Origin of the sequence: Halosimplex marinum (assembly GCF_051414075.1) — an archaeon.
GTDB classification, from domain to species: domain Archaea; phylum Halobacteriota; class Halobacteria; order Halobacteriales; family Haloarculaceae; genus Halosimplex; species Halosimplex marinum.
This window is the reverse complement of record NZ_JBLKNY010000003.1, coordinates 1,215,698-1,237,695: the sequence shown is the minus strand read 5'-3', so window position 1 is coordinate 1,237,695 and position 21,998 is coordinate 1,215,698. Positions and strand designations below refer to the sequence as shown.

Here is a 21,998-nt window from a genome sequence, read left to right as displayed (position 1 = left end):
TACTATCGGCGGGGCGGCCGGAGGGGCCGACGGAGGTTCACCATGGCAGTCACATCTGCGAAAGAGCTGTTCACGCACGAACTGGAAGACATCTACTACGCCGAGAACGAGCTGCTCGACGTGCTCGACCAGCTCGCCGAGCAGACAGAACACGAGGAGATCGCACAGGCGTTCCGGGAGCACCGCGAGGAGACGGAGGGCCACATCGACCGGCTCGAAGAGGTGTTCGAGATGCTCGGCCAGGAGCCCGAGGAGGAGGAGTGCGAGGGCATCCAGGGGCTGATCGAGGAACACCAGGAGCTGGTCGAGATGGACCCGGACCCGGACGTGCTCGACGTGGCCAACCTGACGGCCGCCCAGAAGACCGAACACTACGAGATCGCCGCCTACGGCAACCTCGCGCTGTTGGCCGACCGCCTCGGCATGGACGAGGCCGGCGACGTCCTCCACGAGAACTTAGAAGAGGAGGAGGCCGCCCTGGAGAAGCTGAAAGACCTCACCAGCGAGTACGACTACGAGCCGATCGTCGCGGCGTGACCGGGCGGGGACCGCCCGGCGGTCGGTCCGCCCGTCGGGCGCCCGTCCGTCGGCCCATCCGTCGACCGTCCGGCGATCGAGCCGCCCGTCGACCGTCCGGCACTCGCGTCCGCCGACCGCCCGGTCGCTGCCCGGTGGCCGGTTCGGCCGTCGACTCGCGAGACTCCCTCTCCTCATGCGTTTCGTCCACGTGACGATCCCCGAGGGGGAGCGAGCGGCCGTCGAAGGGGTCCTCGCGGACCACGGCGTCGACTACGCGGTCACCGACGAGGTCGGCGGGACCGACCGGCGGCCGGACGACCGCGAGTACGAGGCGGTCGCCACCTTCCCGCTGCCGGTCGAGGCCGTCGAGCCGGTGGTGGCCTCGTTGCGGGAGATCGGGATCGACGAGGAGTCCCACGTCGTCGTCCAGAACGTCCAGACGGTCGTCTCCGACCGCTTCGGCGAGCTCCAGCGCGAGTACGACGAGCAGACGTCCGACGAACACATCGCCCACGAGGAGATCCGGATGGTCGCGAAGGGGCTCGTCCCCGACAGGCTCACGTACATCCTGCTGTCGGTGGCGAGCGCCGTCGTCGCGACCGCCGGGCTGTTGCTCGACAGCGCGTCGATCGTCGTCGGGTCGATGGTGATCGCGCCGCTGATCGGGCCGGCGCTCTCGGCCAGCGTCGGGACGGTGCTGGCCGACCGGAGCCTCACCAGAGAGGGGGTGACGTTCCAGGTCCTCGGGTTCGGGCTGGCCGTCGCGAGCGCGACCGCCTTCGCGCTGGTCGTCCGGACGTTCTTCCTCGTCCCGCCGAACGTCGACGTGACCGCGATCGAGCAGATCTCCGGGCGGCTCTCGCCGGACCTCCTCTCGCTGGTCGTCGCGCTGGGGTCGGGCGCGGCCGGCGCCAGGAGCCTGACCGGCGACATCTCGACGCCGCTGGTCGGGGTCATGGTGGCGGCGGCGCTGATCCCGCCGACCGCCGCCGTCGGCATCGGCATCGCCTGGGGGCTGCCGGCGATCGTCCTCCGCGCCGGGCTGTTGGTGCTGGTCAACACGCTCTCGATCAACCTGATGGCGCTGGCGACGCTGTGGCTCTCGGGCTACCGGGCCCAGGGCGAGCGCGAGCGCCGGGGGGCGCGCCGCCGGGTGCACAACTGGACCGTCGTCATCGCGGTCGCCGTGCTCGTCCTCGCAGCGATCCTGGGCGCGTTCACCTACTCGGCGTACCGGGCCGGGGCGTCGACGGAGCGCGTACACGCCGCCGCCCAGGAGGTCGTCGACAGCGACCGGTACGCCGACCTGACGCTGACCGATGTCGCCGTCGAGTACGGCGACGAACCGTTCAGCCGGACGCCGACCCGCGTCGTCGTGACGGTGACCGCGCCCGGGGGCGAGATCGACCCCGGTCTCGCCGGCGATATCGAGGCGGAGCTACGCCGGACAGCCGGCGTCGCCGTCCCGGTCAGCGTCCGGTTCATCCCGGTGTCGACGACCGGCGGGAACGCGACCGCGACCGCCGCCGGGGTCAGGGCGGACGCGGCGGTCAGTCGGAGGAGGCGGCCGCCGGGGAACCGGCCGGGCGATGCCGGGCGACCGGTCCGGGCGCGGCGTCACGCGCCGGCCCGCTCACCGCCCGAGAGCGCGGCGTCTGACGCCTGACCGACTGGGGTTTATGGGCCGCGGGGCCCTCCCGTAGAACCGAGACGAGGATGATCCCGACCACGGAACGCGGCGACGAGAGCGGCGTCGGCGAGGCGAGCGGGGAGCGGTCGATCCCCATCGAGATCAGCGTCGCGACCGACGGCGACGAGCGGCCGCCGGTCGACGACGAGACCCGCGTCGACGTGGAGGTCGACGGGCAGATGTACCCGACGGCGCGGCTGTCCGACGGCCGCTACGTCGCCTGGTGGTTCGAGACCGACGCGCCGGAGCTGTCCGACCCCGTGACCACCGAGTGGGTCGCCGCGCCGACGCGGTTCCTCGCCGCGGGCACCCTCCACGAGCTGTGGCAGGACCCCGCCGCCTTCGACCAGTTAGAGGGCGACAGCTGAGAGCGCGTCCGCGGGCTTTCTCCCGACCCCGACCGCGGTCCCGTCCGCGGGCCGACCGCGCCGTCGAAAGGGTAATCCGCCAGTAGTCGAACTATCGGGTGTGCAGTCCCGGCGAGCGCGCCGCAATCGCGCCCGCCGAGACGAGTGGGTGTGACGAGTCGATGAACGAACGGACGCGACCGACGCGGGTCGTGCGGGTCGGCGGCGGGCCAGCCAGCGACGGCCTCGCCGCCCTCGACGGGGCGACCGTCCGGCGGGTCGCCGGCCCCGCCGACGCGCTCGCGGCGGTCGACGAGGGGCGCGCCGGCTGTGTCGTCGTCGACCCCGACGGGGCCGACTGGGACCCGGTCGCGCTCGTGGCCGACGTTCGCGACCGCGACGCCGCCGTTCCCGTCGTGGTCGTCACCGGCGGCGACCTCGACCCGTACGTCGAGGCCGGCGTCGTCGGCGCGCTGGCCGCGGCCGTCGAACCCGGCGACGAGGCGGCGCTGTCCGCGGCCGTCGACGATGCGGTCGAGCGGTTCCGCGAGCGGGCGGCCGACGCCGAGGACGCCGACCGCTACCGGGCGCTGGTCGACCGCGCACCGGTCCCAGTCTGCGTCTTCGACGCCAAGGGGGTGATCCGGACCGCCAACGACGCGCTCGCCGCGCTGCTCGAACTGGAGGAGGCCGCGGACGCGGTCGGTCGCAGCGGCCTGGAGTTCATCCCGGAAGCGGGGCACGCGACCTCGGCCGAGCGCCTCGAACGAGTGGTCGCCGACCGCGAGCCCACGCCGGCGGCCCAGCGGACGCTCGTGGCCGCCGACGGCACCGAGAAGTACGTCGTCGCCGCGATGCAACCGGTCACCCACGGGGGCGAGCCGGCGGCCCAGGCCGTGCTGAACAACGTCACCGAGCACAAGCGCCTGGAGGCGGCGCTGCGCGAGCAGCGGGACCGGTTCTCGACGCTGTTCGAGAACCTCAGCGAGCCGGTGGTCGCGACCGAGTTCGACGGCGACGCGCCGGTCGTCACCGACGTGAACGCGGAGTTCGCGGAGACGTTCGGCGTCGACGCCGAGGCCGCAGTGGGCCGGCCGCTGGACGACCTCATCGTCCCCGCCGACGAGCGGGCGGCGGCCGCGTCGTTCAACGAGCGGGCCCGCGCCGGCGAGCGCCTCGAGGTCGAGGTGCGCCGCCGGACGCCCGACGGCCCGCGCGATTTCCTCCTGCGGTTCGTCCCCTACGACGACACCAGCGGCGGGTTCGCCATCTACATCGACGTGACCGAGCGCCGCGAGTGGGAGCGCCAGCTCCGCCGGCAGAACGAGCGCCTGGAGGAGGTGGCCCGGGTCGTCTCCCACGACCTCCGCAACCCGCTGAACGTCGCCGCCGGGACGGCCGAGACGCTCGCGGAGGCGGCCGACCCCGACGACCGCGAACACTTCGAGCGGATCGCCCGCGCCCACGACCGGATGGAGGCGATCATCGACGACATGCTCGCGCTCGCCCGCCAGGGCCAGTCCGTCTCGGAGCTGGAGCCGGTCGCGCTCGCCGAGGTGGCCCGCGAGGCCTGGGACACCGTCGAGACGGGTGACGCGGCGCTCGAAGTCCGGACGACCGCGACGGTCATGGCCGACGGGAGCCGGCTCCGGAGCGCCCTCGAGAACCTCTTCGTCAACGCGGTCACCCACGGGGGTCCGGACGTGACGGTCACGGTCGGCGACATGCCGGACTGCCCGACCGGCGACGAACCCGGCGGGCCGCGCCAGGGCGGATTCTTCGTCCAGGACGACGGCCGCGGCATCCCCGAGGAGGACCGCGACGCGGTGTTCGACTCGGGCTACTCGACTGGGGAGGCGTCGACGGGCTTCGGGCTGGCCATCGTCCAGAGCATCGTCGAGGCCCACGGCTGGGACGTCTGTGTCACCGACCGCCACGACGGCGAGTCGGGCGCGCGCTTCGAGATTACCGGCGTCGAGCACGCCGACTGACCGGGACCCGTCGCGGACGGCGGCGACGTGACCGGCCGCGGTCGGACCGGCTCCCGCCGTTCAGGACTGGCGCGACTCCTCGGCCTGGAACACGTCGGGGCCCGTCGAGTCGGCCGGTTCGGACTGGTAGCGGCCGCTCGATTTGATGATCGACAGCGCGCTCATGATGTCCGTCCGGGTGATCAGGCCGACGAACTCGTCGTCCTCCATGACGAGCAGCCGCCCGACTGCGTGCGAATCCAGCTCCTCCAGCGCCGTCATCACGTCGTCGTCGGGCGCGACCGTGTAGAGGTCCGTCGACATGACCTCCGCGACGCGGTATGCGTCCCGTTCGACCTCCCGCACCGCGCGGGCGTCCTCGAGCGTGACGAGCCCGACGACCTCCCCGTCGCGTTCGACGGGGTAGCCGGTGTGGCGCTCGCGGAACATCGTCTCGATCAGCTCGGCGACCGACTGGTCGTCGTCGACGGTCGTCACGCGCTCGGCCGGCGTCATCACGTCCGCGACGGTGACGCCCTCGAAGGCCGCACGCATCACCGTCTGCTGGGCCTCGCTGGCCGCGCCGATGTAGATGAAGAAGGCGATGGCCACCATGAACAGGCCGCCCCCACCGAACAGGCCGAACAGGCCGAGGCCGATGGCGAACAGCTTGCCGACCTCGGCGGCGATCTCGGTCGCGCGGGCGTACGGGCGGGTGCGGTTGAGCAGCGCCCGGAGGACCCGCCCGCCGTCCATCGGGAAGCCCGGCAGGAGGTTGAACGCTGCCAGCACGACGTTCATCAGCGCCAGGTAGCCGAGGACGAACTGCGCGGCCGCCAGCCCCAGCGACTCGCCCGCCGGCACCGCGAGGAAGGCGGCGTAGGAGACGGCGCCGAGCGCGACGCTGACGACCGGGCCGGCGATGGCGATGAGAAACTCCTGGCGCCAGTCCTCGGGCATCTCGTCCAGTTGGGCGATGCCGCCGAAGATCCACAGCGTGATCGACGAGATGGGGAACCCGTAGCGCATCGCAACGAGCGAGTGGCCCAGCTCGTGGAGGACGACGCCGGCGAACAGCCCCAGCGCCGCGACCAGCCCCAGCGCCAGCGAGAGTTCGGTCGAGGTCGTCAGGGCGTCGACGGGGATCGCCGACCCGAACAGGTCGTTGACGATCTCGACGTACCGGCCGATCTGTGACCCGATCGCCCAGGCGAACAGCGGCAGGACGAGGAGGAAGGTGAGATCCACGTCGATCGGGATCCCGAAGGCGCTCCCGATGCGGAATCGTCGCATACCTCCGGGTACTCCCGGCACGAACTTAAGCCCGTGCGTGGCGCCGGGGATCGACCCCGCTCGCGGCCCGACACGGGCGAGACTCGCTCCCTGCGGGAGGTATATGCCGTCGGGCGGCGACGCTCGGGACATGTACACGAGCTTCGGACCCGGCGCCGCGGGCGTCGACCTGCCGTTCCCCGAGGCGGCCGCGCTCGCCGCCGAGACCGGCTTCGACGCGGTCCAGGTCGACCTGGGATACCTCCGCGAGCACGGTCCAGACGACTACCGCGCCGTCCTCGACGAGCACGGCCTCCGGACCGGCAGCGCGAACCTCCCCGTCGACGCGACCGGCGACGCCGAGACCTACGAGTCGGGTCTGGACGCGCTCCCCGAGGTGGCCGAGGCGGCCGCCGCGGTCGGCTGTACCCGGATGTCCACCTACATCATGTCGTTCAGCGACGAGCGGCCCTTCGAGGAGAACTTCGCCTTTCACCGCGACCGCCTCGACCCGGTCGCGGACGTGCTGGCCGACCACGGGATCGACCTCGGCCTGGAGTTTCTCGGCCCCGAGACGTTGCGGGCGGGCCACGAGTACGAGTTCGTCTCGACCGCCGACGGGATGCTCGACCTCTGTGAGGCGGTCGGGGAGAATGTGGGTCTCCTCCTCGACAGCTGGCACTGGCACACCGCCGGGGGGTCGACGGAGGCGCTGGAGGCGCTCGACGCCGACGACATCGTCGACGTCCACGTCAACGACGCCCCCGAGGGGCTCGCGATGGACGAGTACGTCGACACCGAACGGGCCATGCCCGGCGCGACGGGCGTGATCGACATCGAGACCTTCCTCTTGCACCTCGATGCCGTGGGCTACGACGGCCCCGTGATGGCCGAGCCGTTTTCGGACGAGTTGGAGGCGATGGCCGACGAGGACGCCGCCCGTGAGACGGCCGAGTCGCTTCGACGCGTGTTCGACCGCGCCGGTCTCTGAATCGGATGTTCCGGGTCTCCGTTGTCGAGGCGCGCTGACCGTTCCATCGGGTTCGCTAGCTGGAGTCGCTACCGCAGCGGACAGCAGGCGATGAAAGCCCTCGGCGCGCTCGCGGTCGCTGAGCGACATACCCTCGCGGCCTCCGGCCGCTTCGGGTAGTGGTCGCTCAGACGACTGAACTGGGCGCGAGCGCGCCTCGCCCTTTCAGTCCGCCAGGCACAGCACTGTACCGCACGGCACCGCAGACGGCCACGAGCCTCCCCAACCGATTGCGCTTCTCGGCCTTCGGCCTGCGATGTCTGCTCACGGCGCCGAAGGCGCCGTTCGCACGGTCCGAGGGACCTTCGGTCCCTCGCAACTCATCCCTCGCACGGTGCTGTCGCGCGATGAAACGCGCGACAGCGCGCGCCACCACACCCGAACAGTCGTCTGTCGTTGCGGACCACGCTCCGCCGTCGGGACCACAGTCATTGTCCCGGGGGTCGTAGCCGCCGGTATGAGCGAGCGCGAGGCGACCGACGACGAGGCGACCGCGGACCCGGCGACGCCGCTGGTGCGCCGCGCCGAGGACATCGAGTACGAACAGGTCGACGCCGCCGAGGGGCTCTCGAAGGCGGTGCTGATCGGCGAGGACCACGGTGCGGAGAACCTCGCGATCCGGCGGTTCACGCTCGCACCGGGCGCCGAGGTGCCGAAACACAAAAACGAGATCGAACACGAGCAGTACGTGCTCGCGGGGGAGTACGTCGTCGGCATCGACGGCGAGGAGCACATCGTGCAGGGCGGCGACGCGCTGCACATCCCTGCGGGTGCGGTCCACTGGTACCGCAACGAGCGCGACCTGGAGGGCGCCTTCCTCTGTGCGGTCCCGACCGGCGACGACGCCATCGAACTCGTCGACGGGGAGTGAGCGGCCGCCGGGCGCGACCGTTCGAGGCCGGCGGCCCGGAGCCTTTTTTGACCGCGATAGCGCAGTTCGGGGCAATGACCGACCACGAGTCGCTCGTCAGGCGCTCGCTCGCCGGGACCGACGAATTCGACGAGCGGGTCCGCGCACAGGCCGACCGGCTGACCGACGCGCTGGGTGAGGGCGCCTTCGACAACGAGGCGGCGACGCTGGGACTGGAACTGGAGGTCTACGCGCTGGCGGGCGACGGGGAGGGCGAGAGTCGCTCGCTGGCCCCGATCCCCGAGGACGTGTACGAGGGGCCCGCCGACAAGGAGCTGGGACTGCACAACGCCGAACTCAACGCCGCGCCGAGCCGCTTCGACGGCGACGGCGTCGCCGCCCAGGCCGCCGAGATCGAGGGCGATCTGGAGGCCACCCGCGAGCGAGCGCGCGAGCACGGGCTGGAGGTCGTCCTCGACGCGATGCCGGCCGTCGCGCCCGCCGAGGGGACCCACGCCTACCTCGACGACGTGGCGGTCGAAGGGGGCCCGACCAGCACCGAGGAACGGCCGGTCGTCGTCCCCGGCGGCGACCCCGACGACCCGGTCCTCGTCGCGCGGAACATGCGGAGGGACCCACGCTACGGCGCGCTGGACAACGTCGCAGTCCGGCGGGCCGGCGGCGAGATCGACTTCTCCGTTCCGGGTGCGACGGCGGGCTACCGCACCATCCTCTTCGAGTCGCTGGCGACCTCGATCCAGCCCCACGTGCAGGTGCCCGACACCGGCGAGTTCCCCCGATACCACAACCTCGCGACGCGGACGCTCGGCCCGCTGGTGGCGCTGTCGGCCAACTCGCCGTTCCTGCCCGGCGACTGCTACAATGTGGACGACCCCGAGCGGCTGGTCGCGGAGACTCACCACGAACTCCGGGTCGCCGCCTTCGAGCAGTCGATGAACCAGGGCTGTCGGAAGGTCCGCGTCCCCGACGACCTCGACGAGCCAGCTGACGCGCTGGAACAGGTCGTCACGGACGACACGTTCGCGCCCTTCCTCCGGGAGTGGATCGAGGACGAGGACGACGTGGAGGAAGAGGGGCAGAAGGGCGGCGACCCGACGAGCGAGGCCTGGGAGTTCGACTACAAGCGGGGCACCTTCTGGAGGTGGGTGCGCGGCGTGGCCGGCGGTAACGCCGTCGACGGCGCCTGCGACCGGCGCTCGCTGCGTATCGAGTACCGCCCGCTGCCCACCCAGCCGACCGTCCGCGACATCGTCGGCCTGCAGGTCCTGACCGCGGGCCTTCTCAAAGGACTGGTCGCCGCCGACCACCCGCTCGAAGACCTCCCGCGGGACGACGCCGAGCGGAGTTTCTACGCCGCCGTCGAGGACGGTCCCGACGCCGACCTGGCGTGGGTGACCGCCGACGGCGAGCGGACCGCGGACAGCGACGAGATCTTCGCCGAGGTCTTCGAGTTCGCCCGGCGCGGGCTGGCCGAGCAGGGGATCGACGAGGAAACGCGAGACCGCTACCTCGACCCCATCGAGGCCCGCTGGGAGGCCGGGGTGACGCCCAGCGTCTGGAAGAAAGCCCGCGTCCGCGAGCACCTGAACGACGGGGCGGACCTGGAGGAAGCGCTCGCCCTGATGAGCGAGGAGTACGTCGAGCTGAGCCGCGAGCGCGAGTCGTTCGCCGAGTGGATCTGACCGGAACGCACTTTTCGCGGCCGGGTGACATCTCGGATATGGCCGACAGGATCCGACGGCTCGCGACGGCCGCGGGGGTCTGCTCGCCGGCGACGGTCCTGCTCACGCTGGGAGTCGGGGCGGCGCTCGCGACCGGGTACGACTGGCCCGCGGAACCGTTCTCGGTGATCGGCGCGACCGAGGGGGCGGCCGCGCTCGCGTTCAACGCGGGCCTGGTCGCCGCCGGCGGGCTGGCGCTCCCGTTCGCCTGGCGGCTCTGGACCGCGCGAAGCCGGGTGTCGGGCGGGCTCTACGCGCTGCTCGGCGCGTCGTTCGCGGTCGCGGGGCTGTTCCCGATGGGGTCGCCGCTGCACGCGGTCGCGACCGTCATCTTCCTCGTCGCGTGGCTGCTCCCGTGGATCGCCGGTGTCGCCGACTGGCGCGCCGGTCGGCGCCGGGTCGGCGCCGCGCAGGTCGCGCTCGGGACCGCGGCGCTCGCCGTCTGGCTCCCCTACGACCTGGGACTCCGCCGGGCGCAGGTCGGCTACGGCGGCGCCGAACTCGTCTCGATCCTCGCGGTCGGCGCCTGGAGCGTCTGGACGGCGCTCGAACTGTGGCGGGCGGACCGGACTGACGGCGCGACCGCCGCTCCGTCGACCGCGTGATCGGCACTCCGCCCGCCGTTCGTTGCGAGTCGCTGGCGATGTGGTTGCCCCACATAATCGTACCGCCGACGTGCGTCGTGACGGCACGGACACACTGCCGAGTCGATTTCTTTCGTCCCCCACGAGTCCGCTCGACCATGTCGACAGCGACCGAGGCTGCGGCGGAGGAAGCGCACGCGAACGACTCCTGGCAGGCGGGCGTCGTCGGGGGGATACTCGGCGCGCTGGCGATGGGCGCGCTGATCGTCGCGATGAACGAACCCACGATCGCGGTGGCGATCCCGTCGCTGTACGCGCTGGCGCCGCCGCCCAGCGGCGCTGCGGGGCTGTTCGTCCACGCCTCCCACGGCGCACTGTTGGGCGTGGTCTTCGCGGCCATCGTCGGCGCGCTCGACCTCGATTCGCCCGGCGAGCAGGTCGGCGCCGGCGTCGCCTGGGGCGTCCTGACGTGGGCCGTGCTGGCCGCGCTCGTGATGCCGCTGTGGCTCGACGCGGTGGGGTCGCCGGCGTCGCCGCCGTTCCCGAACTTCGCCGTCCCGTCGCTTTTGTGGCACGCCGTCTACGGGCTGGTGCTCGGCGGCGTCTACGCCGCGACCGTCGACCGGTTGTAGCGAAGCGGCGACCGGTCACTCCGCGTCGTCGGTTTCGACCGCCCCAGTCCCCGCGCGTTCGACCGCCGCGAGGTCGATCGCGCCGCCGGGCATCGGGACGCCGTCGAAGGGGTCCGAGTCGAGCAGTAGCGAGCCGTCGAGATCCGCGTGGTCGAACAGCGGGGCGAGGTGAGCGCTCGCCGCGATGGTCGCGTTCGAGGCGACCATGCATCCGATCATCGCCTCGCAACCCTGGGCATGTGCGACTTCGGCCACTCGCCGCGTCTCACGCAGGCTCCCGCACTTCTGGAGCTTCGCGACGACGATGTCGACGGCGTCGGCGACCCGGGCGGCGTCCGCCGCGGTCTCGACGGACTCGTCGGCGGCGACGGGGACCGCGCCCCGGTCGCGGACGCGGCGGAGCCCCGCGACGTCGTCGGCGGGGACCGGCTGTTCGACGAACTCGACGCCGTGGTCCGCGAGGATCTCGGACTTGGCGACGGCCTCGGCGGGGGTCCAGGCGGCGTTGGCGTCGACCCGGAGCGTCGCGTCGGGCGCGCCCTCGCGGACGGCTGTCAGGCGCTCGACCGTGCGGCCCTCGCCCAGTTTCACCTTGAGGGTCGAGTAGCCCTCCGCGACCGCGCGCTCGGCCCGCCGGCGGGTCTCCTCGGGATTCGCGAGGCCGATGGAGAACGACGACGTGGGCGCCGCGTCGGGGTCGAGGCCCAACTGGCGGGAGAGCGGGACGCCGAGGCGCTTGGCGGCCAGGTCTGCCACGGCGATATCCACGGCGGCACGGGCGGCGGGGTTGTGGCCGACGCGCTCCCGTAACTTCCGGTCGATCCGCTGGCGGGCGTGGGGGTCGCCCGCGCCTTCGACGACTTCGAGGAGGTCCGGCAGGACGGCCGCGACGGTCGCGGGCGTCTCGCCGTAGTAGGTCGAGGGTGCGGCGGCGCCGACGCCCTCGCGGGTTCCGTCGGAGACCCGGACGAGGACGTTCTCGGCCGTCTCGGTCGTCCCGCGGGCGATGGCGAACGGGTCCGCCAGCGGGAGGGAGAGGCGTTCGAACTCGGTGGAGAGGTCGGCGCCAGTGTTGTTCGACGGCATCCTCACTCCGCTCCGAGGACCGCCGGCAGAATCTCGCTCGCGTCGAATCGGACGGGGTCGGTCGCGGGCGCGTCGATGGCGTGGGCGTACTCGTCCACGGCGTCGCCGGCCGCGTCCGCGTCGAGGTCCTGGGTGTTCAGCGACCCCGCGATCACCTCCGCGGGCGCGACGGGGTCGACTAGCGACTCGTAGAGGGCGGCGTACTCGCCGGGCGGCGGGATCGGGACGTGTTCGTAGCCGTGGACGGCGTCGCGGCCGGCCGCGTGACAGAGGACGAGCCGGTCGGGCATCGCCCCGTGGAGGACGCTGGTGGTCACCCCCGAATAGGCGGGGTGGGCGACGGCGCCCTGGCCCTCGACGAACAGCACGTCGAACTCGGCGGCCCGTTCCTCGACCATCCGCTCGACCGCGCCGGCGGCGAAGTCGGAGACGACGCGGTCGACCGCGATCCCGTAGTTCTCGATCGCGATCCCGGTCTGTCCCGTGGGGACGACGCCGGCGTCGACGCCCCGCTCGCGGGCCGCTTCCGCGAGTTCGAACGTCGTCGTCATCTTCCCCGACGAACAGTCGGTGCCTACCGTCAGGACCACCTCGGCGTCGACCTCGCTCGCACGGCCGTCGCTGACGGCCAGGTCGTCGGGGGGTCGGCGCAGGTCCCGGAGTTCCGCGCCGTGTTCGTCGGCGAGGCGGGCGAACTCGTCGTCGTCGGCCAGGAAGTAGTGGAGGCCGGCGACCACGTCGGCGCCGCGTTCTAACGCGGCGCGCACGTCCGGCCGCCAGGTCTCGTCGAAGCCGCCGCCGATGGGCGCGATCCCGACCACGAGCGCGTCCAGCGGTTCGTCCACGTCGTCGATGCCCTCGACGATGGGGGCGTCCTGTACGTCCGGGACGTGGTCGCGGACGCGCTCGCCGGCGCGGGTCCGGTCGAGGACCGCGACCACCTCGTCGTCGCCGTACCGCAGGATCCCGACGGCCGTCTTCGCCCGGTCGGGGAACCCCTCGTGGACCAGGATCGCGACGCGCATGGATCGGTGTTCGGTCTCGCCCGGTTTAATCGCACGGTAGATCGGGGTCTCTCGGCCCCTGCTCTCAGCGCCGCGACCACAGTCGTGATCGTGACCGCGAACAGCGTGAAAGCCCCCGGCGGCTCCGGTCGAGTGGCTCGCTGCGCGCTTCACTCGCTCCGCTCGTTCCAGTGCTTGCGTCGCCCGTCTTCCCGGAGCACCGGGAGAGCGGAGCTCTCCCGAGCTCGCGGCGGCACTGCCGCCGCGAACGGCCGGCCCCTTTCATTCCCGCCCGCACAGACTGGCCGGTCAACCGACACGGGTGGGAATGAAAGGGGCGACCGTCTCGACGAAGCCCGGCGAAGTAAGCACCGCAGGGCGAAGCCCAAGGAGCGTGGTTCGAGAGAGCGGAGCTCTCTCGTCATCCCGGAAATCTCCGATTTCCGGAGACAGCGAGCCGCGCGAGTCGAGACGGTCGGGGCTTTCACGCTGTTTTGCACTACGATCAGGTCGGCAGTCCTGTCGGCTGCTGTCGCTACGAGAGCTGTCGCGCTGTTCGTAGCCGTGCTACTCGCAAGCGTTCCGATCCCCGCCACGTCACTTTCTACAACGCTCGCAACTGTACCTGCCAAAACTCGCGAAACGCCGACTCCAGGGCGGGCTCGGGGTCGCCGGAGGCGCTCACCGACGAAACCCCGTCGGCCATCTCGTCGAACTCGTCCAGCACCGTCCGCTCGCCGACGACGTACAGCCGGTCGGTGTCGGCCTCGTCCAGCGCGACCCGACAGCGGTCGAGGTGGTTCTCGATCTGCTCGTCGCGCAGGCGCTCGAAGCGCGCCTGCGAGTAGCCGCCCTTCGAGTGCTGGCTCTTCAACTCCGAGTCGAACCCCTGGAATGCGACCCGCTCGCCGCCGTCGTACTCGCCCATGGCGAACAGATCCGAACGCACCAGGGCGAACGTGAACGAACCCGTCGGTTCGAACCACGACCGGTCGAACGCGAAGGCGTCGCTCCACTCGGTGAACGGCTCGGGCGGGTTCGGCACGGAGAGGCAGGCGCCGACGAGGGCAGCGTCGTCGGTGACGGCGAGACAGGGCGCGGCCCGGCCCACCAGCGCCGCGCGGTCGCCGAACGCCTCCCGGACGGGCTCGGGGAGGTCGTGGCCGTCGGGGACGTACGCGGTGAACGCGCCCTCGGGGTCGGTCTCGACGGACTCCAGCCGGTCGAGGACCGCGCGGAGCCGGCCGTCGCGCAGCGTCTCCTCGGCGGCGAACGACCGGTCGGCGCCGGCCTGGCCGTCGCGCAGGCGCTCGACCTCTCCCTCCAGTTCGGCGATGCGGTCTTCGAGGCGGTTGACCCGTTCCTCCGCCTCCTGGCGGTCGCTGACGGCGTCGGCCCGGCGGCGCTGCTCGGCCTCCAGCTGCTGCTCGCGGCTGTCGAGTTCGTCTTCGAGTTCCGCGATGCGCTCCTTGAGTTCGGCGCGGCCGAGCACCCGGTCCAGCATCACCGGATGGGGACGCCGCGGCCGGTTAAAACTACAGGGTGCGCTCGCTAGCTGGAAACGCGACCGCAGTCGACGGCAAGCGATGAAAGCCCTCGGCCCGCTCGCTAGCTGGAAACGCGACCGCAGTCGACGGGAAGCGGTGAAAGCCCTCGGCCCGCTCGCGGTCGCTGAGCGGGATACCCTCGCTCCGCTCGGGTAGTGCCCGCTCAGACGACTAAAATGCACGCGACCGCGCCTCGCCCTTTCAGTCCACCAGGACAGCGCCGCGACAGCACCGCAGACAGCCACGAGCCAACCCAGCCGATTGCGATGCTCGCAAGCTACGCTTCTCATCTACCGTCAGAGCAAGCTCTGACGCGCCTTCGCTCGCAGGCTCGCGAAGACCTCGCGCGGCTTCCGTCGCGCGCATGAAAGCGCGCCAACGTCAGAGCAAGCTCTGACGGCCCTCGGAATCGCGAGCGATTCCGAGACGACAGCGCGCGCCGACCGCACCGCAACCGCCCTGCCGGCCGTTCAGATCCCGGTAGGGCTACCGAACTCGCCGTCGAAGGGGTGGTCGGGGACGGTCTCCTCGATGGCCTCCTCGCTGGTCGGGGTGCCTGCGGCGACCGCGAGGAGCTGTTTGGCCCGCTCGGCCTTGGCGAGGAACACCTCCCGCAGCGAGGGCGGGTTGCGGACGTTCGTCTCCTCGACGAGCGACTCGGGGACGGCGATGGTGTCCGCCGGGACGCTCTCGTCGCCGTAGACGGTGAAGTGTGTGTTCTCCAGTTTCATGACCAGGGGGAGATCCGTCCGGGAGATCCCCTCGTCCGCGTACAACTGCTCGTTGACCCGCTCGTGCTGGGCGGCGGCGATGGCCGCCGCGTCGCCGTCCCTGGGCTCGACGTAGAGCCGACCCAGGTAGTAGCCGCTGGAGAACTGTTCGAACATTGCCGTGCGAGTGGATCACAACCATGGTAACGGATAAGTCTTCCCCGGTAGCCTTATCACGGCGCGCAATCAGACCGCACGACGCGACCGCGACGAGGCCGGCCGAGCGGCGTCCGACGATGCCTGCGGGCTTCGGTACCGCTTTGTGGCCGCGGGACTCCGGGTCGACCATGGACGAGTCGCCGGCCGGCGACGGGCGAGCGGACGGCGAGCGGGCGGACGGGGAAGCGACCGGCCGCCACGCCGTGATCCCGCGGCGGTGGGCCCGCTACTACCTGGAGAACGCGCCCAGCCTCGTGTGGCTGCTATTCGCCAACGTCGCGGGTGTGTTCGTCGGCTTTTTCTTCTATCTCAGCGTCGAGGAGCCCGCCCTGGCGAGCGTCGACACGCTGGCGTGGCCGGTCTACATGGACTCGCCGGTCGCGACGCTGCTGATGGCGCTGGCGCTCGCGACGCTGCTCCCGAACCTCGGCCGCCGACTGGACGACGCGCCCGCCAATCTCGTGCTCGCCTACCTCTACACGATATCGTTCGTCTGGCTGGTCGAGACGGGGCTGTGGACGGCGCTGGCGCTGAACCTCCACGTCGGACTGTACTTCCCCGACCTCTGGCGGTACTTCGGCGTGCTGGTCACGCACCTCCTCTTTGTCCCGGAGGCGTACTTCCTGCCGCACTTCGGGACGACGACGCCGGGCGCGCTCGGCCTCGCGCTCGTGCTCGCGCTGGGCAACGACCTGGTCGACTACGGCTTCGGCCTCCACCCGCCGCTGCGCTACGAGCCCAGCCTCGTCTTGGTCGCCGGGAGCGTCGCCACGTCCGTCCTCGCCGTCGCCCTCGCCGCCCGCGCGTTCCCGCGACTGGGGACCGATGCCGGTTCGACCCCGTGACCGGACGCGTGCCGCTGGCCCCCGGACGGCGTCGGGACGGCGGGGACACGCTTTTAGGGCTCGACCGCGAACCTCAGGTGAATGGACTCCGCCGAACTGCTCGACCTGCTGGGCAACGCCAACCGTCGGCGGATCCTCCGGTTGCTCGCGCACAAGCCCTGTTACGTCACGGAGATCAGCGAGTACATCGGCGTGAGCCCGAAGGCGGTCATCGACCACCTCGAACGGCTGGACGAGGCGGGCCTCGTCGAGAGCAGCGTCGACGACCAGCGCCGCAAGTACTTCCGCATCGCCCGGAACCTCCGACTGGAGGTGACCGTCTCGCCCTACCAGTTCGGCACCAAGAGCGGCTACCCCGGCAGCTCCATCGACGTGACCACCTGCCGGCACGTGTCCATCGACGCCGAGGTCGAGGCGGGGTCGGACGCCGGCGACCTGGCCGCGGAACTCGACCGCCTGCAGGATCTCGATCGCGAACTGTCGCTGGCCCAGCGGTGGGTCCACGGCCGCCTCTCGGAGGTGATGGAGCAGTTGACCGACCAGTTCGAGGGCGAGGACGCCCGCCTGCTCGGCGACGTGGTCTCGGCGCTGGCCACTCGGTCGGGCACCGTCGAGGAGGTGAGCCGCCGCGTCGAGGCGCCCCCGGAGGTCGTCGAGGAGGCGCTCGAACGGCTCGCCGACGAGGGCGTCGCCGAGCGCGACGGCGACGAGTGGACGCTGCCGGACTGATCGACCCGGGAGTTACACTTCGCGGGTGAGCCCGTCGCGCAGGTCCCGGCCGAAGTAGTGGCCGAGGACGGCGACGACGATCCCGGTGGTCGCGCCGAGCGCGGCGGTCGGCGCCAGGCCGATGCTCTCGACGAACGTCAGCGTCAGTACCCCCTGCATCATCGTCGCGAAGACGGCGGCGGCCGCGCCGGCGACCGCCACGGGGACGTACCGACGGGTACCGCTCGCCGCGCCGAGGAGGAAGGCGCCGAGGAAGAGGCCGATAAGGCCCGTGACCGACCCGATCAGCGGGACGACGCTCCCGGCGAACATCCCGCCGATCACGACCACCGCGGCGAGCAGGAACGAGCGCAGCGAGGGGACGCTGACCCCGAGGCTCGGCCGGCCGATGGAGGGCGTCAGCCGCGAGCGCAGGCTCCGACCCGAGTCGGCCCCGGCGGACCCGGCGCTCGATTCGGCGTCCGGGGTCGCGGTCGAGCCGCCGCCCCCGCCGTCGAGGTCGCCGGTCAGCGCGTCCACGTCGACCCCGAGTTCGTCGTCGCTGAACCCCACGTCGCCGTCGTCGGGGTCGCCGAGGTCGCCGTCGAGGTCCTCGACCCGCTCGTCCGTCCGCTCTGACATACCCGACACTCCGGACCGAGGGCCCATGTGCCTTTTCCTCGCGTCGGCCGCGTGGCGACAGAACGGGTGCGGTCCGGGGGCGAGTTCGACCGCCGATCCGTGGTTCCGGTGCCCGCACGCTTTTGCGGCCGATGCGCGTACGTGGCGTCATGCCAATCGAGACGCACCCGCCGGCCGACTGGACGGCGGGCCACGTGGAGGTCGCCGAGGGCGTCAGACTGCACTACGACCGCAGCGGCGGCGACGGGCCGCCGCTGGTGGTCGCCCACGGCGTCTTCGACGACGGGCGCTGTCGGCTCCCGCTCGCCCGCGACCTAGCGGACGACTACGACGTGATCGTCTACGACGCCCGCGGCCACGGCCAGTCGACGGCCCGCGAGTCGGGCTACGACCCCGACACCCGGGCAGCCGACCTGATCGGTCTGCTCGAAGGGCTCGGCGTCGCCGACCCGATCCTCTTCGGTCACTCGATGGGCGGGGACACCGTGCTCGCGGCCGCCGCCACCCACCCCGGTTGGCCGCGGGCCGTCGTCGCGGTCGACCCCGCGTGTCTGCTGGGACACAACGCCGAGAACCGCGGCGACGAGCGCATGGACGAGGCGGAGGTCGAGGGGATCCGCCAGCGGATCCTGTGGTGGCAGGACCACACCAAGGCCGAACTGCTGGAGGCCGACGACGAACTCGCCGACCACGTCGCGGCCGGCGACGAGGAACTGGCGAGCCTGCTGGCCGACGCCCGACTGCGGGTCAGCCCGAACATCACCGAGGTGTTTACCAGCGGCTGGGTCGATCCCGAGGAGGCCTTCCCCGACATCGAGGCGCCGACGCTGGTTGTCCGCGCCGACGTGGACGAGGCGGCACGCGAACGCGACCGCGAGGCCGTCGACCTGCTCCCCGACGGCCGCCTGCTGCACGTCGACGACGCCGGCCACTGCGTCTTCCGCGACCGCCGCGCGTTCGCGACCGAGCGACTGCGGTCGTTCCTCGACGGGGTCTGAGCGCGTCGGGGCGTCGGCCCGTCGACTCCGGGCCCCCCGGCTGTTCCGCCTGGACCGTCCCGGCCTGCTGGTGCAGGGTGGAGACTGATTGAAGAGACCGCCGAGGATCGGATCCGAGCGTCGCCGCTCCGCCGGGTCGACGAGCGCGGGCGGCGCGCCAGCGCACGGAATCCGCGCCGGGGGTCCGAGCCTCGCGGCGCGCCGTGCGGGAGCACTTCCATGGCCAGTCAACACACCGACCGAGGCGAACGCGAGCCGCCGGGGAGCGACCGACCCGGCCGCTCGGCGAGTGGTACCGACACGGAACGACGGGGGCGCGCGATCCGGGGGATCGCCGGCGCCGGGCTCGTCCTCTACGGGCTCGGCAGGCGGTCGCTGCGCGGCGCGGCGGCGGCCGTCGCCGGCGGGTGGCTCCTGACGCGGGCGCTGCGCGGGGACCGCGAACGCGGCGGGACCGGCGGATCCGGGAACTGGAGCGCCCCGCGGGAGCGCGGGCGCGAACCCGAGGGGGCGCCGCCCGAGTCGCTCGACGTGCAGCGCTCGATCACCGTCGAGCGCCCCGCCGAGGAGCTGTACGAGCGGTGGCGCGACCCGGAGACCCACGAGCGGGTCTGGGCGCACTTCGCCGAGGTCCGCGAGGTCGGCGAGGACCGCCAGCACTGGGCGGTGAGCGGCCCGCGGGGCGTCTCCCTGGAGTGGGACGCCGAGGTGGTGGCGGCCGACCCCGGGGAGTTCCTGCGCTGGAAGTCGCTGCCCGGCGCCCGCGTCCCCAACGAGGGGTCGGTGCGGTTCCGCTCGCGGGGCGAGGCGGAGACGGAGGTGACGCTGCACGTCCGCTTCGACCCGCCGGGCGGCCGCGTCGGGTCGGCGCTGGCCGAGCGGGCCGACCTCGTGCCCGACGCCGCGGCCGGGACGGCGCTCCGGCGGTTCAAGAGCCTCGTCGAGACGGGCGAGATGCCGACGCTCGAACGCAACCCCTCGGCCCGCGGGACCGGTGATCTCGTGTGAGCGACGCCGCCAGCGGCGCGGCCGTCGAGGGCACCGGCACCATGCGGGCGGTCTGCTGGCACGGCGAGAACGACCTCCGCGTCGACACGGTGCCGCGGCCCGCGCTCGTGAACCCGAAGGACGCCGTCCTGGAGGTCCGCGCCTCGACGGCCTGCGGCTCCGACCTGCACATCGTCGACGGGCTGATCCCGACGATGCGCGAGGGGGACGTGCTCGGCCACGAGTTCGTGGCGGAGGTCGCGGAGACCGGCGAAGCCGTCGAGGACGTAGAGGCCGGCCAGCGGGTCGTCGTCCCCTCCTTTATCGGCTGCGGCGCCTGCTCGTACTGTCACGACGACCTCTGGTCGCTCTGCGACAACACCAACCCCAACGCCGCGATGCAGGAGCCGGTGCTGGGCGACTCGACGGCGGGCATCTACGGCTACACCCACGCCTTCGGCGGCTACGCCGGCTCCCACGCCGAGTACATCCGCGTCCCCCACGCCGACGTGAACTGCTTCGAGGTGCCCGACGAACTCGACGACGAGCAGGCCCTGTTCGCCTCGGACGCCTGGCCGACCGGCTACATGGGCGCGGACTTCTGCGACATCGAGGACGGCGACACCGTCGCGGTGTGGGGCTGCGGCGGCGTCGGCCTCATGGCCCAGGAGAGCGCCGCGCTGATGGGCGCCGAGCAGGTGATCGGCATCGACCGGTTCCCCGAGCGGCTGGACGCCGCCCGCGAGCACGCCGGCGCGGAGACGGTCGACTACACCGAGGTCGACAGCGTCGTCGACAGATTAGACGCGCTGACCGGCGGGCGCGGCCCCGACGCCTGCATCGACGCCGTCGGCATGGAGGCCCACGGCACCGGCCTCGCTCACCGCTACGACCGGGCGAAACAGGAGTTCGGCCTCCCCACCGACCGCGGCGAGGCGCTCCGGCAGGCGATCCGCGCCGTCCGGAAGGGCGGCACGCTCTCGGTGCTCGGCGTCTACGGCCTGATGGACAAGTTCCCGGTCGGCGTCCTGATGAACAAGGGAATCACCGTGAAGACCGCCCAGCAACACGGCCAGCGGTACGTCCCGCAGTTGCTGGACCACGTCGTCGAGGGCGAGATGGACCCTTCCTATCTCGCCACCCACGAGTTCTCGCTGGAGGACGGGCCGACCGCCTACCGGATGTTCAAGGAGAAAGCGGACGGGATGATCCGGCCGGTGTTCAGGCCCTGAGCGGCCGCCGAGGGGGCGGCCGTCCGGGCCGGGGTCAACGAGTGGATTCAAGTCCGACGCGGCGGAACCGACTCCCATGAACGCCGGAGACCGCGTCCGCGTCGACCGCGCGGACCAGACCTACGAGGGCGTGCTCCTGCCCTCGACGACCCGCGACCACCTGGTCGTCAAGCTCGACGGGGGGTACAACGTCGGCGTCGACCGCGCGGAGGCCGACGTGGAGGTCCTCGAATCGAACGCCTACGACGTGGAATCGGCCCAGGCCGACAGCGAGCAGTCGACCATCGAGTTCGACGACGACCTGCCCACGGTGTCGCTCATCTCGACGGGCGGCACCATCGCCTCGACGGTCGACTACCGCACCGGCGCCGTCACCGCGCAGTTCGACGCCGAGGACGTGCTCCGCGCCGTCCCGGACCTCGCCGGACGGGCCAACTACCGCGGCCGCGTCGTCGCGAACATCCTCTCCGAAAATATGACGCCCGACGTGTGGCAGGACCTGGCCGAGGCCGTCCACGAGGAGATCGAGGCCGGCGCCGACGGCGTCGTCGTCATGCACGGCACGGACACGATGCAGTTCACCGCCGCGGCGATGGCCTTCATGCTCGACACGCCGGTCCCCATCGTGTTCACCGGTAGCCAGCGCTCGGCGGACCGCCCCTCCTCGGACAACGTGATGAACGCCGTCTCCGCCGTCGAGGCGGCCAAGTCCGACTGCGCCGAGGTGCTGATCTGTATGCACGAGGACGAGTCCGACGACCGCTGTGCGCTCCACCGCGGCGTCCGCGCCCGGAAGAACCACACCTCCCGCCGGGACGCCTTCGAGACCGTCGGCGCGAAGCCGCTCGGGGTCGTCGACTACGGCACCGACGGCGATACCGAGGTCTCCTTCCGCCGCGAGCACCGCGAGCGCGGCGAGACGGAACTGGACGTCGACCCCGACCTGGACACCGACGTGGAACTGCTGAAGTTCACCCCCAGCACCGACCCGGCGTTCCTCGATGCCCTCGGAGGCAAATCCGGCGTGGTGCTGGAGGGCACCGGACTGGGCCACGTCCACACCGACTGGATCCCGCGTATCGAGGAGCTGGTCGACGAGGGGACGACGGTCGTGATGACGAGCCAGTGTATCGAGGGGCGGGTCTGCGACCGGGTGTACGACACCGGCCGCGACCTGCTGGAGGCCGGCATCGTCGAGGGCGAGGACACCCTGCCCGGGACGGCGAAGGTGAAGGTCATGTGGGCGCTGGCGAACGTCGAGAGCGTCGAGGAGGCCATGGCCACGTCGCTGGCCGGCGAGATCAACGAGCGGTCGGTCCCGTGGACCTGAACGTGGCGGCCGCGCGCGCGGCGGTCCGCGGGTCTCGGCCGCGGGGGCGGTGAC

21 protein-coding genes are annotated in these 21,998 nt (G+C 72.0%); 15 read left to right on the top strand and 6 right to left on the bottom strand.

The window, feature by feature from the left end; translation table 11 throughout:
• Positions 1-42 precede the first annotated feature (42 nt).
• From ACMGFI_RS07230 to ACMGFI_RS07215, 4 genes are all read left to right on the top strand, one after another.
• The gene (locus tag ACMGFI_RS07230; RefSeq protein WP_436908492.1) at positions 43-537 is read left to right on the top strand and encodes a DUF892 family protein; all 495 of its coding nucleotides are present in this window, start codon (positions 43-45) and stop codon (positions 535-537) included.
• 175 nt (positions 538-712) lie between these two features.
• The gene (locus ACMGFI_RS07225; RefSeq protein ID WP_436908491.1) at positions 713-2,185 is read left to right on the top strand and encodes a TIGR00341 family protein; all 1,473 of its coding nucleotides are present in this window, start codon (positions 713-715) and stop codon (positions 2,183-2,185) included.
• Between the two features lie 50 nt (positions 2,186-2,235).
• A complete protein-coding gene (locus ACMGFI_RS07220) occupies positions 2,236-2,577 on the top strand; it encodes a hypothetical protein (protein WP_436908489.1) in 342 nt (113 codons plus the stop codon).
• A gap of 161 nt (positions 2,578-2,738) precedes the next feature.
• Positions 2,739-4,547 carry a PAS domain-containing sensor histidine kinase gene (locus ACMGFI_RS07215; protein WP_436908487.1) on the top strand — a complete coding sequence of 603 codons (1,809 nt, stop codon included), beginning with the start codon at positions 2,739-2,741 and terminating at the stop codon, positions 4,545-4,547.
• 60 nt (positions 4,548-4,607) lie between these two features.
• On the opposite strand, the gene ACMGFI_RS07210 is transcribed toward ACMGFI_RS07215, so the two are convergent.
• Positions 4,608-5,819: a site-2 protease family protein gene (locus ACMGFI_RS07210; protein ID WP_436908485.1), complete on the bottom strand. Its 1,212-nt coding sequence runs from the start codon at positions 5,817-5,819 to the stop codon at positions 4,608-4,610.
• A 130-nt stretch (positions 5,820-5,949) separates the two neighbouring features.
• Between ACMGFI_RS07210 and ACMGFI_RS07205 the strand changes: the two genes are divergently transcribed.
• From ACMGFI_RS07205 to ACMGFI_RS07185, 5 genes are all read left to right on the top strand, one after another.
• On the top strand, positions 5,950-6,789 hold the full coding sequence (locus tag ACMGFI_RS07205; RefSeq protein ID WP_436908483.1) for a sugar phosphate isomerase/epimerase family protein: 840 nt from the start codon (positions 5,950-5,952) through the stop codon (positions 6,787-6,789).
• Positions 6,790-7,285: 496 nt separating this feature from the next.
• The gene (locus tag ACMGFI_RS07200) at positions 7,286-7,699 is read left to right on the top strand and encodes a cupin domain-containing protein (protein WP_436908482.1); all 414 of its coding nucleotides are present in this window, start codon (positions 7,286-7,288) and stop codon (positions 7,697-7,699) included.
• A 74-nt stretch (positions 7,700-7,773) separates the two neighbouring features.
• Positions 7,774-9,381 (top strand): glutamate-cysteine ligase family protein, encoded by a 1,608-nt coding sequence (locus ACMGFI_RS07195; RefSeq protein WP_436908480.1) that lies wholly within the window; start codon positions 7,774-7,776, stop codon positions 9,379-9,381.
• Positions 9,382-9,419: 38 nt separating this feature from the next.
• The gene (locus ACMGFI_RS07190) at positions 9,420-10,025 is read left to right on the top strand and encodes a DUF998 domain-containing protein (RefSeq protein ID WP_436908479.1); all 606 of its coding nucleotides are present in this window, start codon (positions 9,420-9,422) and stop codon (positions 10,023-10,025) included.
• Between the two features lie 137 nt (positions 10,026-10,162).
• Complete coding sequence (locus ACMGFI_RS07185) at positions 10,163-10,636, top strand: DUF6789 family protein (protein WP_436908478.1); 474 nt, start codon at positions 10,163-10,165, stop codon at positions 10,634-10,636.
• A gap of 15 nt (positions 10,637-10,651) precedes the next feature.
• Here ACMGFI_RS07185 and ACMGFI_RS07180 read toward each other — a convergent pair whose 3' ends face one another.
• The 4 genes from ACMGFI_RS07180 to ACMGFI_RS07165 all read right to left on the bottom strand — a co-directional run bounded on the left by ACMGFI_RS07180 (position 10,652) and on the right by ACMGFI_RS07165 (position 15,160).
• Complete coding sequence (locus ACMGFI_RS07180) at positions 10,652-11,722, bottom strand: dipeptide epimerase (protein WP_436908477.1); 1,071 nt, start codon at positions 11,720-11,722, stop codon at positions 10,652-10,654.
• Between the two features lie 2 nt (positions 11,723-11,724).
• Complete coding sequence (locus ACMGFI_RS07175) at positions 11,725-12,747, bottom strand: N-acetyltransferase DgcN family protein (protein WP_436908476.1); 1,023 nt, start codon at positions 12,745-12,747, stop codon at positions 11,725-11,727.
• A 583-nt stretch (positions 12,748-13,330) separates the two neighbouring features.
• Positions 13,331-14,230 (bottom strand): Vms1/Ankzf1 family peptidyl-tRNA hydrolase, encoded by a 900-nt coding sequence (locus tag ACMGFI_RS07170; protein ID WP_436908475.1) that lies wholly within the window; start codon positions 14,228-14,230, stop codon positions 13,331-13,333.
• Between the two features lie 513 nt (positions 14,231-14,743).
• Positions 14,744-15,160, bottom strand: coding sequence for a DUF5802 family protein (locus ACMGFI_RS07165; protein WP_436908473.1), 417 nt, complete (start codon positions 15,158-15,160; stop codon positions 14,744-14,746).
• A 170-nt stretch (positions 15,161-15,330) separates the two neighbouring features.
• On the opposite strand from ACMGFI_RS07165, the gene ACMGFI_RS07160 reads away from it, so the two are divergent.
• Both ACMGFI_RS07160 and ACMGFI_RS07155 read left to right on the top strand, forming a co-directional pair.
• Complete coding sequence (locus tag ACMGFI_RS07160; protein WP_436908471.1) at positions 15,331-16,047, top strand: DUF1405 domain-containing protein; 717 nt, start codon at positions 15,331-15,333, stop codon at positions 16,045-16,047.
• A gap of 81 nt (positions 16,048-16,128) precedes the next feature.
• Complete coding sequence (locus ACMGFI_RS07155; RefSeq protein WP_436908470.1) at positions 16,129-16,776, top strand: ArsR/SmtB family transcription factor; 648 nt, start codon at positions 16,129-16,131, stop codon at positions 16,774-16,776.
• 12 nt (positions 16,777-16,788) lie between these two features.
• On the opposite strand, the gene ACMGFI_RS07150 is transcribed toward ACMGFI_RS07155, so the two are convergent.
• Positions 16,789-17,397, bottom strand: a complete 609-nt coding sequence (locus tag ACMGFI_RS07150; protein WP_436908468.1) for a DUF8526 domain-containing protein — start codon at positions 17,395-17,397, stop codon at positions 16,789-16,791.
• A 149-nt stretch (positions 17,398-17,546) separates the two neighbouring features.
• On the opposite strand from ACMGFI_RS07150, the gene ACMGFI_RS07145 reads away from it, so the two are divergent.
• The 4 genes from ACMGFI_RS07145 to gatD all read left to right on the top strand — a co-directional run bounded on the left by ACMGFI_RS07145 (position 17,547) and on the right by gatD (position 21,944).
• Positions 17,547-18,395, top strand: a complete 849-nt coding sequence (locus tag ACMGFI_RS07145; protein ID WP_436908467.1) for an alpha/beta fold hydrolase — start codon at positions 17,547-17,549, stop codon at positions 18,393-18,395.
• A 219-nt stretch (positions 18,396-18,614) separates the two neighbouring features.
• A complete protein-coding gene (locus ACMGFI_RS07140) occupies positions 18,615-19,403 on the top strand; it encodes an SRPBCC family protein (protein WP_436908466.1) in 789 nt (262 codons plus the stop codon).
• A gap of 41 nt (positions 19,404-19,444) precedes the next feature.
• Positions 19,445-20,614 (top strand): zinc-dependent alcohol dehydrogenase, encoded by a 1,170-nt coding sequence (locus ACMGFI_RS07135; RefSeq protein ID WP_436908851.1) that lies wholly within the window; start codon positions 19,445-19,447, stop codon positions 20,612-20,614.
• A gap of 76 nt (positions 20,615-20,690) precedes the next feature.
• Positions 20,691-21,944 (top strand): Glu-tRNA(Gln) amidotransferase subunit GatD, encoded by a 1,254-nt coding sequence (gene gatD / locus ACMGFI_RS07130; protein ID WP_436908464.1) that lies wholly within the window; start codon positions 20,691-20,693, stop codon positions 21,942-21,944.
• Positions 21,945-21,998 lie beyond the last annotated feature (54 nt).

Bases quoted from the DNA above. Each gene is read 5' to 3' on its own strand.
- ACMGFI_RS07230 (WP_436908492.1), top strand. From the start codon at position 43: ATGGCAGTCACATCTGCGAAAGAGCTGTTCACGCACGAACTGGAAGAC.
- ACMGFI_RS07225 (WP_436908491.1), top strand. From the start codon at position 713: ATGCGTTTCGTCCACGTGACGATCCCCGAGGGGGAGCGAGCGGCCGTC.
- ACMGFI_RS07220 (WP_436908489.1), top strand. From the start codon at position 2,236: ATGATCCCGACCACGGAACGCGGCGACGAGAGCGGCGTCGGCGAGGCG.
- ACMGFI_RS07215 (WP_436908487.1), top strand. From the start codon at position 2,739: ATGAACGAACGGACGCGACCGACGCGGGTCGTGCGGGTCGGCGGCGGG.
- ACMGFI_RS07210 (WP_436908485.1), bottom strand. From the start codon at position 5,819: ATGCGACGATTCCGCATCGGGAGCGCCTTCGGGATCCCGATCGACGTG.
- ACMGFI_RS07205 (WP_436908483.1), top strand. From the start codon at position 5,950: ATGTACACGAGCTTCGGACCCGGCGCCGCGGGCGTCGACCTGCCGTTC.
- ACMGFI_RS07200 (WP_436908482.1), top strand. From the start codon at position 7,286: ATGAGCGAGCGCGAGGCGACCGACGACGAGGCGACCGCGGACCCGGCG.
- ACMGFI_RS07195 (WP_436908480.1), top strand. From the start codon at position 7,774: ATGACCGACCACGAGTCGCTCGTCAGGCGCTCGCTCGCCGGGACCGAC.
- ACMGFI_RS07190 (WP_436908479.1), top strand. From the start codon at position 9,420: ATGGCCGACAGGATCCGACGGCTCGCGACGGCCGCGGGGGTCTGCTCG.
- ACMGFI_RS07185 (WP_436908478.1), top strand. From the start codon at position 10,163: ATGTCGACAGCGACCGAGGCTGCGGCGGAGGAAGCGCACGCGAACGAC.
- ACMGFI_RS07180 (WP_436908477.1), bottom strand. From the start codon at position 11,722: ATGCCGTCGAACAACACTGGCGCCGACCTCTCCACCGAGTTCGAACGC.
- ACMGFI_RS07175 (WP_436908476.1), bottom strand. From the start codon at position 12,747: ATGCGCGTCGCGATCCTGGTCCACGAGGGGTTCCCCGACCGGGCGAAG.
- ACMGFI_RS07170 (WP_436908475.1), bottom strand. From the start codon at position 14,230: ATGCTGGACCGGGTGCTCGGCCGCGCCGAACTCAAGGAGCGCATCGCG.
- ACMGFI_RS07165 (WP_436908473.1), bottom strand. From the start codon at position 15,160: ATGTTCGAACAGTTCTCCAGCGGCTACTACCTGGGTCGGCTCTACGTC.
- ACMGFI_RS07160 (WP_436908471.1), top strand. From the start codon at position 15,331: ATGGACGAGTCGCCGGCCGGCGACGGGCGAGCGGACGGCGAGCGGGCG.
- ACMGFI_RS07155 (WP_436908470.1), top strand. From the start codon at position 16,129: ATGGACTCCGCCGAACTGCTCGACCTGCTGGGCAACGCCAACCGTCGG.
- ACMGFI_RS07150 (WP_436908468.1), bottom strand. From the start codon at position 17,397: ATGTCAGAGCGGACGGACGAGCGGGTCGAGGACCTCGACGGCGACCTC.
- ACMGFI_RS07145 (WP_436908467.1), top strand. From the start codon at position 17,547: ATGCCAATCGAGACGCACCCGCCGGCCGACTGGACGGCGGGCCACGTG.
- ACMGFI_RS07140 (WP_436908466.1), top strand. From the start codon at position 18,615: ATGGCCAGTCAACACACCGACCGAGGCGAACGCGAGCCGCCGGGGAGC.
- ACMGFI_RS07135 (WP_436908851.1), top strand. From the start codon at position 19,445: ATGCGGGCGGTCTGCTGGCACGGCGAGAACGACCTCCGCGTCGACACG.
- gatD (WP_436908464.1), top strand. From the start codon at position 20,691: ATGAACGCCGGAGACCGCGTCCGCGTCGACCGCGCGGACCAGACCTAC.